The sequence below is a fragment of the Cryobacterium lactosi genome (assembly GCF_004403945.1).
Taxonomy (GTDB): Bacteria; Actinomycetota; Actinomycetes; order Actinomycetales; family Microbacteriaceae; genus Cryobacterium; species Cryobacterium lactosi.
Window position 1 is genome coordinate 87161 of record NZ_SOHM01000012.1, and the last position, 16444, is coordinate 103604.

At 67.4% G+C, this 16444-nt stretch carries 6 protein-coding genes; all 6 read right to left on the minus strand.

The annotated features are described in order from the left end of the window. Window positions 1–11: 11 nt before the first annotated feature. The 6 genes from E3T61_RS06885 to E3T61_RS06910 all read right to left on the minus strand — a co-directional run bounded on the left by E3T61_RS06885 (window position 12) and on the right by E3T61_RS06910 (window position 16443). Window positions 12–689 (minus strand): FHA domain-containing protein, encoded by a 678-nt coding sequence (locus tag E3T61_RS06885; RefSeq protein ID WP_134640148.1) that lies wholly within the window; start codon window positions 687–689, stop codon window positions 12–14. A 72-nt stretch (window positions 690–761) separates the two neighbouring features. Further along, window positions 762–3329, minus strand: a complete 2568-nt coding sequence (locus E3T61_RS06890; RefSeq protein ID WP_134640149.1) for a transglutaminase TgpA family protein — start codon at window positions 3327–3329, stop codon at window positions 762–764. Continuing rightward, on the minus strand, window positions 3326–4627 hold the full coding sequence (locus E3T61_RS06895; protein WP_134640150.1) for a DUF58 domain-containing protein: 1302 nt from the start codon (window positions 4625–4627) through the stop codon (window positions 3326–3328). Before E3T61_RS06895 ends, E3T61_RS06890 begins: the two co-directional genes overlap by 4 nt. Continuing rightward, window positions 4624–5592, minus strand: a complete 969-nt coding sequence (locus E3T61_RS06900; RefSeq protein ID WP_174776994.1) for an AAA family ATPase — start codon at window positions 5590–5592, stop codon at window positions 4624–4626. Before E3T61_RS06900 ends, E3T61_RS06895 begins: the two co-directional genes overlap by 4 nt. 31 nt (window positions 5593–5623) lie before the next feature. Further along, the gene (locus E3T61_RS06905) at window positions 5624–10981 is read right to left on the minus strand and encodes an Ig-like domain-containing protein (RefSeq protein WP_134640151.1); all 5358 of its coding nucleotides are present in this window, start codon (window positions 10979–10981) and stop codon (window positions 5624–5626) included. A gap of 158 nt (window positions 10982–11139) precedes the next feature. Next, the gene (locus E3T61_RS06910) at window positions 11140–16443 is read right to left on the minus strand and encodes an Ig-like domain-containing protein (protein WP_134640152.1); all 5304 of its coding nucleotides are present in this window, start codon (window positions 16441–16443) and stop codon (window positions 11140–11142) included. Window position 16444: the final 1 nt, after the last annotated feature.

A 16444-nucleotide genomic window follows, 5' to 3' on the forward strand; every position in this document is an offset into this window, starting at 1 on the left:
TTCGGCACCGGTCAGGCCCGGGTGACCTCGACGGCGAATTCGCCGAGCATCAGTCGAGTGTTGGCTGAAACCGGGGTGCGGATGCCGGGTTCGAGTTCCACCCTGCTCCCGTCGGCGCCGATCAGGCTCACGCCATTGGTGGAGTGCAGATCGGTGACCGACAGGTCGTCCTCGGCGGACAGCTCCACGAGCGCGTGCGACTTGGAGACCGACCGGGCCGGGTCGACGACGCTGACCATGGTGGATGGCCGGCGGGTCACGGGCGAGGGGTCACGGCCGAAGACGAGCGATCCGGTCACCGGCATCCGTTGGCCGTCGGCCAGTCGCAGCTGCCAGCCGGTCACGGTCTGAGCCGGCGCAGCATCGCCCAGGGGTGCACTGACCAAGGCGGCACTGACGGGCATGGCGCTGGCGGGCACGGCGCTGACGGGCACGGCACCGATGGGCGGGCGCGGCGGCACGGGCGTGGTGCCCAGCGTGGCGGGCACGAACGCGGGGATGGCCAAGACCGCCGGTGACGGACCCGTGGGCGGTGCCGCGTCTTCCGGCTGCGTCGCCGCCGGGGCGTTCCGCACGGGCGGCACCACGACGAGCGGCTCGGCGTGGGGAACTCGTGCCGTCACCTCGTCGCTTTCGTCGCTGGACGGGAACATCCCCGGTGGGGGAACGATGAAACCCGGCTTATCCACTGTGCGTCCTAACCACTGTGATCCCTCTTGGGTCCGGGTGGATTCCCGGGCTCGCGTATCCGCTGATCAAGCCTAGCCGCGGCCTCGGGCGGCGGCACGGCTGCCGCGCACGTTCACTTGGTTCCAGTCCCGCTTGGACCGCAGCCGGAACCGGCTGAACAGGCGCCGCAGACGCCCGGCGGAGGTTTTCGCGGTAGCGAGAGACTCCTCGGCCTGGATCCAGGTGTTCTCCACGACCTCGTCGTCGACGTCGGTGCCGCCGAATACGGCGCTGTCAACGGCGTCGGCGACCGGCACTAGGCGGTGCGCGGCCACGAACGCGGCCGTGTCGACGACCTCGATCGGCGGGGCAAGCTCAACGGATTCGGGCGCACCAGTGTCGGGTCCCGGTGCCGTCTCGGTCCCGGCGACCCGGCTGCGCGGTTTTTTGGGTTCGGGCTGGCCGGCCAGCTGAGCGGCCAGCTGAGCGTCCAGGCTGAGAGCGACCTGACGGCGGGTCGAGTCCCTCGGCACGTCGAAGCCGAGCTCCGCGAATCCGTCGGTCAGCTCGGACCAAGCGCCGGCGGCACGCCGATCACCGGTGCCCAGGGTTCTGCGGCGGCGCCGGCGTCGGGCCTTGAGGGCGGCGACGATGAGCAACGGCACACCGAGCACGAGCAGTGGGATGCCCACAACCCCGATGATCGCCCACGCCCAACCGGGCAGCACGAAGTCCTTGTCCTTGCTTTCGTTCTTGGTGTCGTCGATCTCCACCGCCGTGAGCAGGTCGTCGGCCTCGTTGTCCATCCGCGGGGGCTGGCGCACCTGCGGCTGCGGCACTGTTTTGGGCTTGGGAGTCTGGTCCTGGGGCACGTCGGTCTGCTCGGGGGTGGGGTAGAACGCGACCCAACCGATGCCGTCGAAGGCGACCTCGACCCAGGCAGTCACGTCTGTTCCGGTGACCTCGACACTGGTCGCGTCTTCGGGCACCTCGGGCGCGAAGCCCATGACGACCCGCGCCGGGTAGTTGAGGCTGCGCGCCATCAGCGCCATGGCGGCCGCGTACTGCTCCTCGTCACCGACCATCTGGGTGCGGGTGAAGAGCTCGTTGAGCCGGTCGGCTCCGTGACCGGCGCGGGACGGGATGCCGTCGGACGCGAGCCCGTGGCTGAGGAAGCCCTTGGTCTTCAGCGCCTGCTCGATGGCGCGCAGGCTGTCGATGGGCGTATCGGTGCCGCCGGAGTACTCGATGGCCTTGGCCACGACGACATCGGGGATGTTCTGAACGCTCGGCAGGGTCACATCGGCGACGGGAACGTCGGCGAGGTCTTCGTCCCGGTAGGTCTGCTGCAACATGGCGGACATCGTGTACTCGTACCCCGGATGCACCCCGTTGGTGAGCACGGAGGTGCCGCTGTCGGCGTTGTAGCGCAGGTTCTCCGATTCGGCCTGGCTGTCCGCGTCGTCGAAGTCGACCGTGCTGGGGTACCCCACCCCGGGCAGCCAGACGTCTTCGTAGCCGACCACGTCGACGGTCACGGTGCTGTTCTGGGCGCTGGTGACCAACGGCGGTTCAGGGATGGTGCGGCCGACGAGGCGGAAGCTGCCGGACCCGTTGGCGACGCTCTCGGCGGCGGCCACGTTCCAGAGTTTGCCGTCGTAGGCATCCATGCTGGCCAGGCGCACGACTTCATCAGGCTGCAGGCCGGTGACCGTGAACAGTGGGGTGTCCGCGAGAGTCTTGGTGTACTGCCGGAAGCCGGACAGCGGGCTGGAGAACTCGAGGGGGTCGAAGGGCGGCTGGATCTCCTCGCGCAGGACGAAGCGGTCCTTCGGGTTGGGAGCGAGCACGCCGCCGACGAGGGCGCCGATCAGGATGGCGCCCAGCATCACCGTTGCGGTGCCCAGGAGTTTGCGGCGCAGGAGCCGGCTGCGGCCCGCGGCGTCCGCGCCTTGCACGCTGGTGCGGCGCCAGCCGACCCAGACGATGGCGACCACGGCGAAGGCCACTCCGCGCAGGCCCGCGAAGTAGGTCTTGTCGGTGCCCATCAGGATGCCGGTCAGGTACAGCAGCACCGGTCCGATCAGCAGGATGCCGGTGCGCCAGGCAGTGCGGCGACGCCCGGGCAGCCAGCGGCTGGCCAGCATGGTGCCCACCAGGGCCACCAGCCAGGCGGCGAAGTACGGCAGCACCGGCATGTAATAGGGCGCCTCGACGGGCGTGCCGAGGGTCACGATATCGGCCCAGCCGAAGACCGCACCGAGCGCGAGCCCGGCGGTGGAGGCGATGCTGGGCAGCACGCCGATCAGCGCCTCCCCCGGCATGGTGAACGGGGTGCCGAGCAGGAAATAGAGCAGGATCGCGGCGAGCACGTTGGTGACCACGCCGAGCCGCAGCATGTAGCCGAGCACGGCGGCACCGGTGCCGACGAGCAGCCCGCCCAGGCCGGCCACCAGGAAGTTGTAATCGCCGAAGGAGGTCTCCAGCCCGAGCACACCGAGCAGGGAGAGCAACGACAGAACGGCGACGTCGGTCCAGCCGGTGCGAGGGAATCGCCGGAGCGCCGGGCGAGCGGTGGTGGCCGCGGTCGTGTCCGCCGCGGGGCCGTCGGCGCGGCCCGGCTCTGCGGAGGTGCGGGCGGTGCGAGTGAAGCGGCTCATCGGTGGACCCGTCGAAGGAGTTTGGGCAGGTCGGCGAGATCGCCGAGGGTGAGGACCGTGAGGCCGGACACCGTGGACAGCCGGGACTGGGCCCCGGGTTCGATACGGAAGGCGATGGTCGTGGTGTCCTTGCCGAACAGGGTCTGTGCGGCGCGGAACTCGGTGAGGTCGATCAGGGACCCGGCGACCACCATCACCACGCTCGGCGGCGGCAGGCGCCTGGTCGCGGTGCGGGCGAATTCACGCAGGGTCGGGAACACGTCGCTGACCGCTTCGATGCGGGACGAGTCGTCGAGCAGAGCCACCGGCGTCGCCGTGCGCAGGGCCAGCTTCTCGGAGACCACGCTGATTCCGGTACCGTCCCTGATCACCTGGAGGGCCAGAGACGCCGTCACGGACAAGGCCAGTTCGAACTCGTCCTCGGAGGCGTAGTAGCGGGAGTCCGCGGTGTGCACGATGGTGAGTTGGGTGCGCCGGGTCTCCTCGAATTGCCGCACCATCAGCTGACCGGTGCGCGCGGAGGTGCGCCAGTGCACATTGCGCAGGGCGTCGCCGGGTTCGTAGGCGCGCAGGGCGTGGAAGGAGATGTCGTCGCTGGTGATCTTCTTGGTGATCTCACCCTCGAGGTCGCGCATCAGACCGGCGGCCGATGAGGCGATCCGGGTGGTCACCGGGTGCACGAACAGTTCCACGGCCTCGGTCCAGCGCACGATGCGGCGCAGCAGCCCCAGCTGGTCGCCACGCACCGAGACGGCGGGGCCGGCAATGATCACGGCGCGGCGGTGGGTGGGTACGGCGAAGAGCTCGTCGTGTTGGGCGGCGGCGGCCAGCCCGGGGATCACGAACTCCGCCAGGCCGCTGCCGACCGGCAGTTCCATGCGGGCGGGCAACAGGGCGCGCTCCCCCGAGTTGGTGACGGTCATCTGACCGAGCGCACGACCGCCGGCCACGACCCGGTGCGGATTGAGTTGCAGGTCCACGGTATAGGTGGCCCGGCCCACGATGAAGGGCACGGCCACCAGCACCGCGGCGAGCAGGGTGGTGGCGAGATAGGTGAATTCGACCCAGCCGAAGGTGATGCTGAGTCCGTACGACAGCACGGCACCCAAAAGCACGAGCCGGCCTGCCGGGCCGATCACATCGGTGACCGGACGGACACGTTGCCAGGCGACGGCCAGCACCTGGCGCAGCAGGCGCCAGGCGTTCTGCGCCGCGGCGCCGAGCGCGCGCCCCAGCGACCTCAGGGCGTGTTCGGCCGGTGAGGTTCTGCGGGCTGCGCGTTCGGGGCGGGGTTTCATGCGGCGCGGAATGCGGGCGGTGCGACCTCGACCAGGATGCGGTTGACGATGTCCTCGGCGGTGACGCCGGCGAAGTCGGCTTCCGGGTCGACCATGATGCGGTGGGCGAGCACGGGCACGGCGAGGTCACGGATGTCGTCGGGGGTGACGAAGGTACGTCCCTGTGACAACGCCCAGGTCTTGGAGGCTCGGGCGAGGGCCAGGGCGCCGCGCATGCTGACTCCGAGGGTGGAGGACACGTCGGTGCGGGTGGCGGTGACGATCTCGTTGAGGTAGCCGAGCACGGCGGCGTCCACAAACACCTCGGAGGCGAGCTGGGCCATGGTGACCACGGAGCTGGACGCGATGATGGGCGTGATGCCGGCATCCCTGGCCCGGTTCGACGAGTCGAGAAGCAGGGTGACCGCGGTGTCGTGGTCGGGGTAGCCGAGCGACGTCTTGAACAGGAAGCGGTCCAGCTGGGCCTCGGGGAGCGTGTAGGTGCCGGCCTGCTCGACGGGGTTCTGGGTGGCGATCACCATGAACGGGCTGCCGACCTCGTGGCTGACACCGTCCACCGTGACCCGGCCCTCTTCCATGACCTCCAGGAGCGCCGACTGAGTCTTGGGGCTGGCCCGGTTGATCTCGTCGGCGAGCACGATGGAGGCGAAGATCGGTCCCTTGTGGAACTCGAACAGGCCCTTGCCCTGGTCGTAGATCGTGACACCGGTGACGTCGGAGGGCAGCAGGTCCGGGGTGAACTGGATGCGCGAGTGAGTGCCGTCCAGGGTATTGGCCAGGGCCTTGGCGAGCACGGTCTTGCCGGTACCGGGGAAATCCTCCAGCAGCACGTGCCCGTTGGTGAGCATCGCGGCCACCACCAGTCGGATCACGTGTTCCTTGCCCAGGATGGCCTGCTCGACGTTGCCGGCGAGCTTGCCGAACGCCTCCGCGAACCAGTCTGCCTGTTCTTGTGTCACTGCCATGTGTGCTCCTTGTTCAGATCCATTGAATTCATTACGGTGTTCCCCCGCGTACGGGAAGCGAGTCCCAGTTGGTTATCGTGTCCGACCAGAAGACTTCCCCGCTGCCCACGGACACGAGCCGAACTCGAATCGAGTCGCCGTTGCGTTTGCCCAAACCGTTCTGGATTACAAGGGACCCGTTCGCCCCGATGCTGTAGACCACCTCGGTCAGGCCAGAGTTGCTGCCGTTGACGAAAGTCGATACCCGATAGTTACCGGGATTGAAATTGCGGTAGTCGACGCCGACGTAGTGGCATCCGACGCAGTACGGCGCTGCCCCACCCTTGAAGATGGTCGCGCTCGGCGCCGGGGGCGGCGGGGTCGGCTGCGGGGTTGCGGCATCCGACGAGGTCCAGTCGCCACATCCGCGCGGGTTGCAGGCCCGGACCTTGTACTGGTATTGCTCGTCGACGTTGCCGGTGGCCGACGCCGTCCGCGCACCGTTGGTCGACCCGTCGGCCGCCCTGCCCTTGATCCACTGGTACTCGTAACTGCTCACGCCGCGACCGCCGTCGCTGCCGGGCGCTGCCCAGCTCAGGCTGAGCGCGCCGGTGCCCTGGCCGGGCGCCTTGAGGGTGGCGGATGCCGGAGCCCCGGGCCGCCCGTAAGGCGTGATGGTGTTGCTGGCGGCCGACACTGCCGAGTCCCCCAGGGCATTCCGAGCGGTCACCGTGAAGGCATAGCTGGTGCCGTTCTTCAAGCCCGTGATCGCATGCGTGCCGGCACTGGTGACAGTCTTGCTGCCCCCGGTCCAGCTGATCGTGTAGTCGAGGATTTCCGAGTTGTTGGAGGAGGGGGCGGTGAAGGTGACGCTGGCGCTGGCGTCGCCCTCCACGGCCTGGGGTTGTTTGGGCGCATCCGGGTTGTTGCGGATCACGAAGGTGATGCGGGCCTGGGTCTGCCGGGCAGGGTCGCGGGTGGCGTCCTGGATGCGATAGACGACAGTGAGCGTGCCGGTGGCGCCGGAGCCGGTTTTGACGGTGACTCCGCTGGCGGTGTTGCTGACCGAGGCGGTGCCGACCTGCTGTTCGATGGTGGCGGAGAGCACCGTGAGTGGTTTTCCGTCCTGGGCGAACGGGTTGTAATCGTTGTCGAGCACGGGCACGGTGATCGAGGTGCTCGGCCGGGTTTCGATGCCGGCGCCGTTGGGTCCGGCATCGTCGACCGCTTGCGGCACCGGCCGGGTCGAGGAGACCACGCTCACGTCCACCGAGCCGGGGATGGTGAATTCCTTGTAGGTGACCGTGAAGGTCAGCCGCACCTTGGTGCCCGGCTGGGTGCCGAGCGGGGAGGAGACTGTGAGGTTGCCTCCCGAGATCGACGCGGCGACATCCGCCGTCGTGCCACCGAGCGAACCGTAGCTGAGTTGTTCGATGATCGCAGGGTTGGGGTGCCCGCTGGAGGAGCGCAGGTTCACGACCGTCGCGGCCTCGCCGGCCTGCACTGTGGCTTTGGGTGGGGTGAAGGTGGGGGCGACGTCTTCGAAGTTGGGGTCGCCGACGGTGATCGGGATGGTGAGGGTGGCCTGGTTGCCCTTGGGGTCGTCGGCGCCGGTGCCGTCGGTGACGACGAAGGTGAGGGAGGCGGGGCCGCGATAGTCCTTGGCAGCCACGAAGCTCAGCCCGGTGGCACCGGTCATGGCGTTGGAGCCGTCGCTGTTGGTGGCGGTGGCGCTGAGCAGCAGCGCCGGCCGGCCGGACGGCACCTCGACGATGTCGCCGAGGGTCCAGGACTTGGAGCCGTTCATCTTGACGACCTGCGGGCCGATGTCTTTCAGGAACGGCGGCGGGAACTGTTCCTCTTCGGGTGTGGGTTCGGTGGAGGGTTGGTTTTCGGGTTCGACGGCTTGGGGTTGCGGGGGCACGATGATGAACGCCGTGGCGCTGAGCTCGTCGAGCTCGTTGGTGAGGCGGTACGCGATGGCCTGGCGTTCCTCGGACGGTCTGACCCGCACGGTGCCGTTGGTCTGCAGTGCACCGTTGTCGGCGTTGGGACCCTCGAGGGTGATCACCAGGTCCTCGATCAGACCACTGGGATTCTCGGCACCGTCCAGCACCGCCACGTCGATCGGCGTGCCGGCCAGGACCTCCTCGGGTTCGACGAAATGGTCGATCGCGACCGGGTACTGCGCCTTGGCGTCCTCGGTCACCTTCACCTGCACGAACGCCGTGTCGGCGCCGCCATGCCCGTTGGTGATCTCGTACCGCAGCGTGTAGGTGCCCTCTTCGGCCGGAGCCTTCACGATGACCCGGCTGCCGTCAACCGTGGCCGTGATGCCCGGGTCCACCTCAGGCAGCTTCTTGGACAGGGTCAGTTTGTACCCGTTGGGGTCCGAGTCGTTCAGCACGACCGGGATCGACCCGTTGCGGCCGGGCTTGATCTCGATGGCGTCATCGACAGCGTTCGGGGCCAGCAGCTCGGCCGGTCGCGGAATCACGCCGATCCGAACGGTGCCCTCTGCGGTCGCCCCAATGGTGTCCGCGACCTGATAGGTGAACGAGTCGGTGCCGGCCGTGCCCGGGTACGCCTCATAGATGAAGAAATCGCTGCCCTGATCGACGATACGGCCGAGTTCGGGGCTGCTGGTGACGGCGGTGAGGTAGACCGAGTCGCCGTCAGGGTCGATGCCGTCCAGGGGCACCTGCACCTTGATGGTCGATTCGGCGAAGGTGCGCATAGTGAGCGGCAGCGGAGTGGGCGGGCGGTTGCTTGCGTTATCGATGCCGATCACCGTGAATCGCACGGTCGCGGTCGCGGTCTCCTGGAAAGAATCCGTGATCGTGTAGGCCACACTGTAGGCACCGGGCTGGTCGGGCGCCTGGAAGCGCACCTGATTGCCGGTGACGAAGGCCAGGCCGCCCACGTTCTCGGAAGCCGAGAGATCGGGGACGACCGACATGGTGGCGGAGTCGGGGTGGTAGTCGTTGTCGAGCACCGGCACGCTGACGATGTCTCCGGCGCGCACGCTGACGGAGTCGTCGACGGCGACAGGCGGTTGGTGCTTGATCAGCGGGGGCACCGGCACGACGGTGACGCCGGCGGTGGAGGTGCCCTCGCCGTCACTGATCGTGTAGGTGAACTGCACCTGTTGGGTGAGGGCGGCGGATGCAGTGACCCGCAGCACAGTGTTGGTGAGGATCTCGACGGTGACGAGGTCGTCAGTGCTGCTGAGGTCGACCGATTGCACGGCGAGGACCCGGCCGCTGGGCGAGACGTCGTTGTCGAGCACGGGGATCGTGACAGGTTCGGCCGCGCGCAGGTAGGCGGTGTCTTTCACCGCGATGGGCGGCAGGATGTTGTCCGGGCTTTCGACGACGTCGACGCGGATGAGGCCGACGCTGGAGGTGGCGCCGGCGCCGAGGCTGTAGGTGAAGACGTAGCTGCCGGCCTTGCCCGACGACACCGCGATGGTGCCGCGCTCCAGGTTGGCCACGGCGGTGAGGTCCTTGGGCACCTCGTTCACGCCGATCAACGCGAGCGGGGCGCCCGAGGGGGTGACGTCATTCTTCAACGGTTCGATCAACGCCGTCTCGCCCACGAACACGGTGGTGAAGTCCGGCGTGCCCACCGGATTCAGGGTGCCGGCAGCCTTGACGTCCACCGTGAGCACACCCGTTGCCGTCAGCGTGCCGTCGGAGACGACGAACTGCACCTCTTTGACCCCCAGCTCGGCGGTCTTGGACTCGAACGTCACAAAACCCTCCGGGCCAAACCGCACCCCGTCGCCCGTGGTCGGCGACGCCGACACCAGGTAAATGTCGTCACCGTCGGGATCGATCCAGTCCGAGAGCACGTTGTAACTCACGATCTGGCCCTGCTCCACACTGATCGCACCGACCCGATTCGACACCGGCGCCAAATTCTGATCCAACGGCCGCATCGTCACATTCACCTGCGCCTCAGCCACCGCACCACGCCCATCGGCCACCGTGTACCTGAACGACACCGTCCCGGCCACCGCCTCCGCCGGGGTGAACTGCAACGCCCGGCCACCATCGATGAAATCCAGGCTGCCCTGCGACTCCGAAAAACCACTCACATTCGTCACCGTGAGCACATCCCCATCGGGGTCCGTGTCATTCTCCAACACCGGCAACACCGTGGTCTTACCCGGCCGCACCCCGTAATCATCATCCCGCGCCAACGGCGCCCGGTTCACATTCGTGCGCTCCGCCAGGGTGTCCTCAAAGGACTGCTGCGCGGCCTTCTCGGTGCCGTCCTCAGCTTCCTCCTCCTCCGGAGGAGTCACCTCTTCCCAGTTCTCCACCAGGCGCATATTCGAATCAACCAACCACACATTGCCATTGGAGAGATTGTTCAACGCGATCACGTCCCGGTTCACCCGGAACTCCAACACCGACCCCCGCGTCGGCTGCTCGATGGTTTCGCGCAGGATCTCGGCGCCGTCGCAGGCCGCCAGATAGCGTTGCGCACCGGCCCAGGCCCCGTGCGCGCACCCGTTCAGCCACACCGGCGACGACACATCCGCCGGCTCGGTGACGACGGTGGAGACCTTGGCGTCGATCGTGATGATGTCGGATCCGTCGTCGGAGCCGTCCAGGGGGATCTGGAGTAGGGCTGCGCCGGTGGCGACGAGGACGTTGTCGTTCTCGGCACTGGTCTGTTGCAGCTTGAGCGTGCCTGTCGGCAGTTTCGTGCCGGCGCCGTCCACGATCAGCCGCCCGTTCTCGGTGTCGAGGAGCACGGGTTTCTCCCCGACCGCAGCGATCTGGAACTCGCCCAGCTTGGGCAGGTCGCTCGTGGCGGCTGTGGGTTCCTCAGCCGTGGGATCGTAGGTGCTGAGGCTCTTGTCTTTCGGGGAGGCTCCGAATACGACGCCGGCCGGCGATACGGCGATGTGGCCGCCCTTGCCCAGCTTCAGAACCGGGTCAGTGGTCTGAGGGTCGAAGCTCAACTCCCCCGCAGCGTTGATCACCCACACCTCACCCGTGGGCGCCATCACCGCCAGCGAATCGCCGCCGTAGACGACCTCGGACCCGGGCGCCACATCCACCCGTTCACCCAGCGTCGTGAACGCCGGATCGACCCGCTCGATCGAACCGACACTGCCGTCGATCAGGAAGACATCATCACCGTCCTGCAACACATCGAACGCACTCGAGGCGGCATTGACCGACCCGTTCAACTCCTCGATCTGCCGATTCAACCGGCCCGCCAACAACTGCTTACCGTTCGTCACCCACACATCGCGGGCCGCGAGGTCCACATCCGTGACCGGGAACCCCTCGTGCAACACGGCGAACGTCAACGGCACCCCGGCCAGCACCGACAGGGCCACGACGGATGCCGATACCCGTCGGCCCCGCAACCACGAACTGAGGGTCCCCACCCGTACTCCCCCACCTGTGCTGTTCGAACGTGTCTGTCGAGAATTCATATCGTGCTGGCTGCGCTGTGATTTTGGGCACTGCCCTCTGACCGGCTCTTACGCTAACACGCAAACAGGGGCCACCCAGATGGGGAGCGCTGCCCATGCCTGCCTGTTCATCAGCAGTTCGGAATGGTCGTGCCGTTGGTGTCCGAGATCCGGATGAACCAGCCGTCGTAGCTGCGGTCTTCGATCTGGAAGTAGTACCAGTTCTTGCCGTTGCGCACGGAGAGGCAGATCGCGTCGATCACGGTTCCGGGCTGCAGGTAGCCGCGGGCGTTCATGGTGCAGCCCGAGTTGCCGTTGGTGACGGTCTGCCCATAGGTGGAGTCTGGTTCGGGGCAGGCCTGCTGGGTGACCTGGTAGCCGTAGTGGGTCGGCGCCCAGGGCGGTGGCGGCGGCGGCGGGGTGGTAGGCGTTGCGGCGTTCGAGGGGGTCCATTCCCCGCAACCGCGCGGGTTGCAGGCCTGCACCCGGTACTGGTACTGGGTGTTGGCGGTGCCGGTGGCCGAGGCGGTTCTCGCGCCGTTGGTCGAGCCGTTTGCGGCGCCGCCGGCGACCCACTCGTACTTGTAGCTGCTGACGCCGCGCCCGCCCGTGCTGCCCGGTGCGGCCCAGCTGAGGCTGAGCGCACCGTTGCCGGTGGACGATGCGGTGAGGTTGGCGCTGGCGGGTGCACCGGGAACGCCGTAGGGCGTGATGGTGTTGCTGTACGCCGAAGTATCCGAGGTGCCCTTGGCGTTCTGGGCCGTCACCTGGAACGCGTAGCTCTGCCCGTTGGTGAGCCCGGTGATGTCGTGAGTGCCGGCGCTGGACACGCTTCTGTTCCCGCCGCCGGTCCAGCTGATCGTGTAGCCCGTGATCGGGGAGTTGTTGGACGACGGGGCGGTGAAGGTGACGCTGGCGCTGGCGTCGCCCTCCACTGCCTGGGGTTGTTTGGGCGCATCGGGGTTGTTGCGGATCACGAAGGTGATGCGGGCCTGGGTCTGCCGGGCAGGGTCGCGGGTGGCGTCCTGGATGCGATAGACGACAGTGAGCGTGCCCGTGGCGCCGGAGCCGGTTTTGACGGTGACTCCGCTGGCGGTGTTGCTGACCGAGGCGGTGCCGACCTGCTGTTCGATGGTGGCGGCCACCACCGTGAGCGGTTTACCGTCCTGAGCGAACGGGTTGTAGTCGTTGTCGAGCACGGGCACCTGCACGACCGAGCTCGGGGTGGTTTCGATGCCGGCGCCGTTGGGTCCGGCATCGTCGACGGCTTGCGGCACGGCTCGGGTCGACGACACGACGGTGACGTCCACCGCGCCGGGAACGGTGAACTCCTTGTACGTGACCGAGAAGGTCAGCCGCACCTTGGTGCCCGGCTGGGTGCCCAGCGGTGACGAGACCGTAAGCGTGCCTCCTGAGATCGACGCGGCCACATCCGCCGTCGCGCCGCCGAGCGAACCGTAACTGAGCTGCTCGATGATGGCGGGGTTCGGATGCCCGCAGGACGAACGCAGGTTCACCGCGGCCGCGGCTTCGCCGGCCTCAACGGTGACCTTGGGCGGGGTAAAGGTGGGAGCGACGTCCTCGAAGTCGGGGTCACCGACGGTGATCGGGATGGTCAGGGTAGCCTGCCTCCCCTTCGGGTCGTCCGCGCCGGTGCCGTCGGTGACGACGAAGGTCACCGACGCCGGGCCCCGGTAGTCCCTCGCCGCGACGAAACTCAACGTGGAACCGCCGGCCACCCTCGAGCCGTCGCTGTTGGTGGCGCTGGCGCTGAGCAGCAGCGCCGGACGGCCCGACGGCACCTCGACGATGTCGCCGAGGGTCCACGACTTCGAGCCGTTCATCTTCACGACCTGCGGGCCGATGTCTTTCAGGAACGGCGGCGGGAACTGCTCCTCCTCGGGCGTGGGCGCGGTGGAGGGCTGGTTCGACGGTTCGGGTTTGGGTTGCGGGGGCACGATGATGAACGCCGTGGCGCTGAGCTCGTCGAGTTCGTTGGTGAGCCGGTATGCGATGGCCTGGCGCTCCTCGGACGGTCTGACCCGCACGGTGCCGTCGGTCTGCAGCACACCGTTATCGGCATTGGGACCCTCGAGGGTGATCACCAGGTCCTCGATCAGACCACTGGGGTTCTCGGCACCGTCCAGCACCGCCACGTCGATCGGCGTGCCGGCCAGGACCTCCTCCGGTTCGACGAAATGGTCGATCGCGACCGGGTACTGCGCCTTGGCGTCCTCGGTCACCTTCACCTGCACGAACGCCGTATCGGCACCGCCATGCCCGTTGGTGATCTCGTACCGCAGCGTGTACGTGCCCTCTTCGGCCGGAGCCTTCACGATGACCCGGCTACCGTCGACGGTGGCCATGATCCCGGGGTCCACCTCAGGCAACTTCTTCGAGAGGGTCAGCTTGTACCCGTTGGGGTCCGAGTCGTTCAACACCACCGGGATCGACCCGGAGCGGCCGGGCTTGATCTCGATGGCGTCATCAACCGCGTTCGGGGCCAGCAACTCCACCGGGCGCGGAATCACGCCGATCCGAACCGTGCCCTCGGCCGTCGCCCCGAAGGTGTCCGCGACCTGGTACGTGAACGAGTCGGTACCGGCCGTGCCCGGGTAGGCCTCATAGATGAAGAAGTCACTGCCCTGATCGACAATACGGCCCAGGGACGGAGCCGATGTGACGGCGGTGAGGTAGACGGAGTCACCGTCGGGGTCGATGCCGTCCAACGGCACCTGCACCTTGATGGTCGATTCGGCGAAGGTGCGCATGGTCAACGGCAGCGGAGTAGGCGCCTGATTATCGGCCGCGTTCACTCCGATCACGGTGAACCGCACGGTGGCTGTCGCGGCCTCCTGGAAGGCATCCGTGATCGTGTACGCCACGCTGTAGGCACCCGCCTCGGCGGGAGCCTGGAAGCGCACCTGATTACCCGTGACAAAGGCGAGTCCACCGGCGCTGGACGTGTCGGCGAGCTCGGGCAGCACACTCATGGTGGCGGAGTCGGGGTGGTAGTCGTTGTCGAGCACCGGCACGCTGACGATGTCGCCGGCGCGCACACTGACGGAGTCGTCGACAGCGACGGGCGGCTGGTGCTTGATCAGCGGGGGCACCGGCACGACAGTGACGCCCGCCGTGGCCGTGCCCTCACCGTCGCTGATCGTATAGGTGAACTGCACCTGCTGCGTGAGAGCAGCGGATGCCGTGACCCGCAGCACCGTGTTGGTGAGGATCTCCACCGTCACCAGATCGTCCGTCGTGCTGAGGTCCACCGACTGCACGGCCAGCACCCGGCCGCTCGGCGAGACGTCATTGTCGAGAACCGGGATCGTCACGGGTTCCGCTGCGCGGAGGTAGGCGGTGTCCTTGACCGCGATCGGCGGCAGAATCTGGGTGGGGCTTTCGACGACATCAACACGGATCAGGCCCACGCTGGAACTCGCGCCGGCGCCGAGGCTGTAGGTGAAGACGTAGCTGCCGGCCTTGCCCGACGACACCGCGATGGTGCCGCGCTCCAGGTTGGCCACGGCGGTGAGGTCCTTGGGCACCTCGTTCACGCCGATCAACGCGAGCGGGGCGCCCGAGGGGGTGACGTCGTTCTTCAACGGTTCGATCAACGCCGTCTCGCCCACGAACACGGTGGTGAAATCCGGCGTGCCCACCGGGTTCAAGGTGCCGGCAGCTTTGACGTCCACGGTGAGCACACCGGTGGCGGTGAGGGTGCCGTCGGAGACGACGAACTGCACCTCTTTGACCCCCAGCTCGGCGGTCTTGGACTCGAACGTCACAAAACCCTCCGGGCCAAACCGCACCCCGTCGCCCGTGGTCGGCGACGCCGACACCAGGTAGATATCGTCACCGTCGGGATCGATCCAGTCCGAGAGCACGTTGTAACTCACGATCTGGCCCTGCTCCACACTGATCGCACCGACCCGGTTCGACACCGGAGCCAAATTCTGATCCAACGGCCGCATGGTCACGTTCACCTGCGCCTCGGCCACCGCACCGCGCCCATCGGCCACCGTGTAGCGGAACGACACCGTCCCGGCCACCGCCTCCGCGGGGGTGAACTGCAACGCCCGGCCACCATCGATGAAATCCAGACTGCCCTGCGACTCCGAAAAACCACTCACATTCGTCACCGTCAACACATCCCCATCGGGGTCCGTGTCATTCTCCAACACCGGCAACACCGTGGTCTTACCCGGCCGCACCCCGTAATCATCATCACGGGCCAACGGCGCCCGGTTCACATTCGTGCGCTCCGCCAGGGTGTCTTCGAAGGACTGCTGCGCGGCCTTCTCGGTACCGTCCTCAGCTTCCTCCTCCTCCGGAGGAGTCACCTCTTCCCAGTTCTCCACCAGGCGCATATTCGAATCAACCAACCACACATTGCCATTGGAGAGATTGTTCAACGCGATCACGTCCCGGTTCACCCGGAACTCCAACACCGACCCCCGCGTCGGCTGCTCGATCGACTCGGTCAACACAGCAGAACCCTCACACGCAGCGATGTAGCGTTGCGCGCCGGCCCAGGCCCCGTGCGCGCAGCCGTTCAACCACACCGGTGAGGACACACCTGCCGGCTCCGTGACCGGATTCTCCATCGACGCGTCAACGGTGACGACCGTGCCGCCGTCGAAGGGAACCTGGAGCAGCGCGGCACCCGTGGCGACGAGCACGCTGTCGTTCTCGGCACCGGACTGCTGCAGCTTGAGGGCGCCGGCCGGAATGTCGAGGGACTCACCGTCGACGACGACGCGGTCGTTCTCGGTGTCGAGGAGCACGGCCTTCTCCCCCACCGCGGCGATCTGGAACTCGCCGAGCGTGGGCAACTCGCTCGTGACGGGCTCGACCGCGTCTTCGGAGGCCGGGTCGTAGGTGAACAGGGTCTTGTCGGTCGATGAGGCACCGAACACCACGCCGGCCGGCGACACGGCGATGTGGCCGCCCTTGCCCAGCTTCAGAACCGGGTCAGTGGTCTGAGGGTCGAAGCTCAACTCTCCCGCGGCGTTGATCACCCATACCTCACCCGTGGGCGCCATCACCGCCAGCGAATCGCCGCCATAGATGACCTCGGACCCGGGCGCCACATCCACCCGTTCACCCAGGGTGGTGAACGCCGGATCGACCCGCTCGATCGAACCGACACTGCCGTCGATCAGGAAGACATCATCACCGTCCTGCAACACATCGAACGCACTCGAGGCGGCATTGACCGACCCGTTCAACTCCTCGATCTGCCGATTCAACCGGCCCGCCAACAACTGCTTACCGTTCGTCACCCACACGTCACGGGCCGCGAGGTCCACATCCGTCACCGGGAAGCCCTCGTGCAGCACGGCGAACGTCAACGGCACCCCGGCCAACACCGACAGGACCACGACGGATGCCGATACCCGCCGGCCACGCAACCACGAACTGAGGGTCCCCACC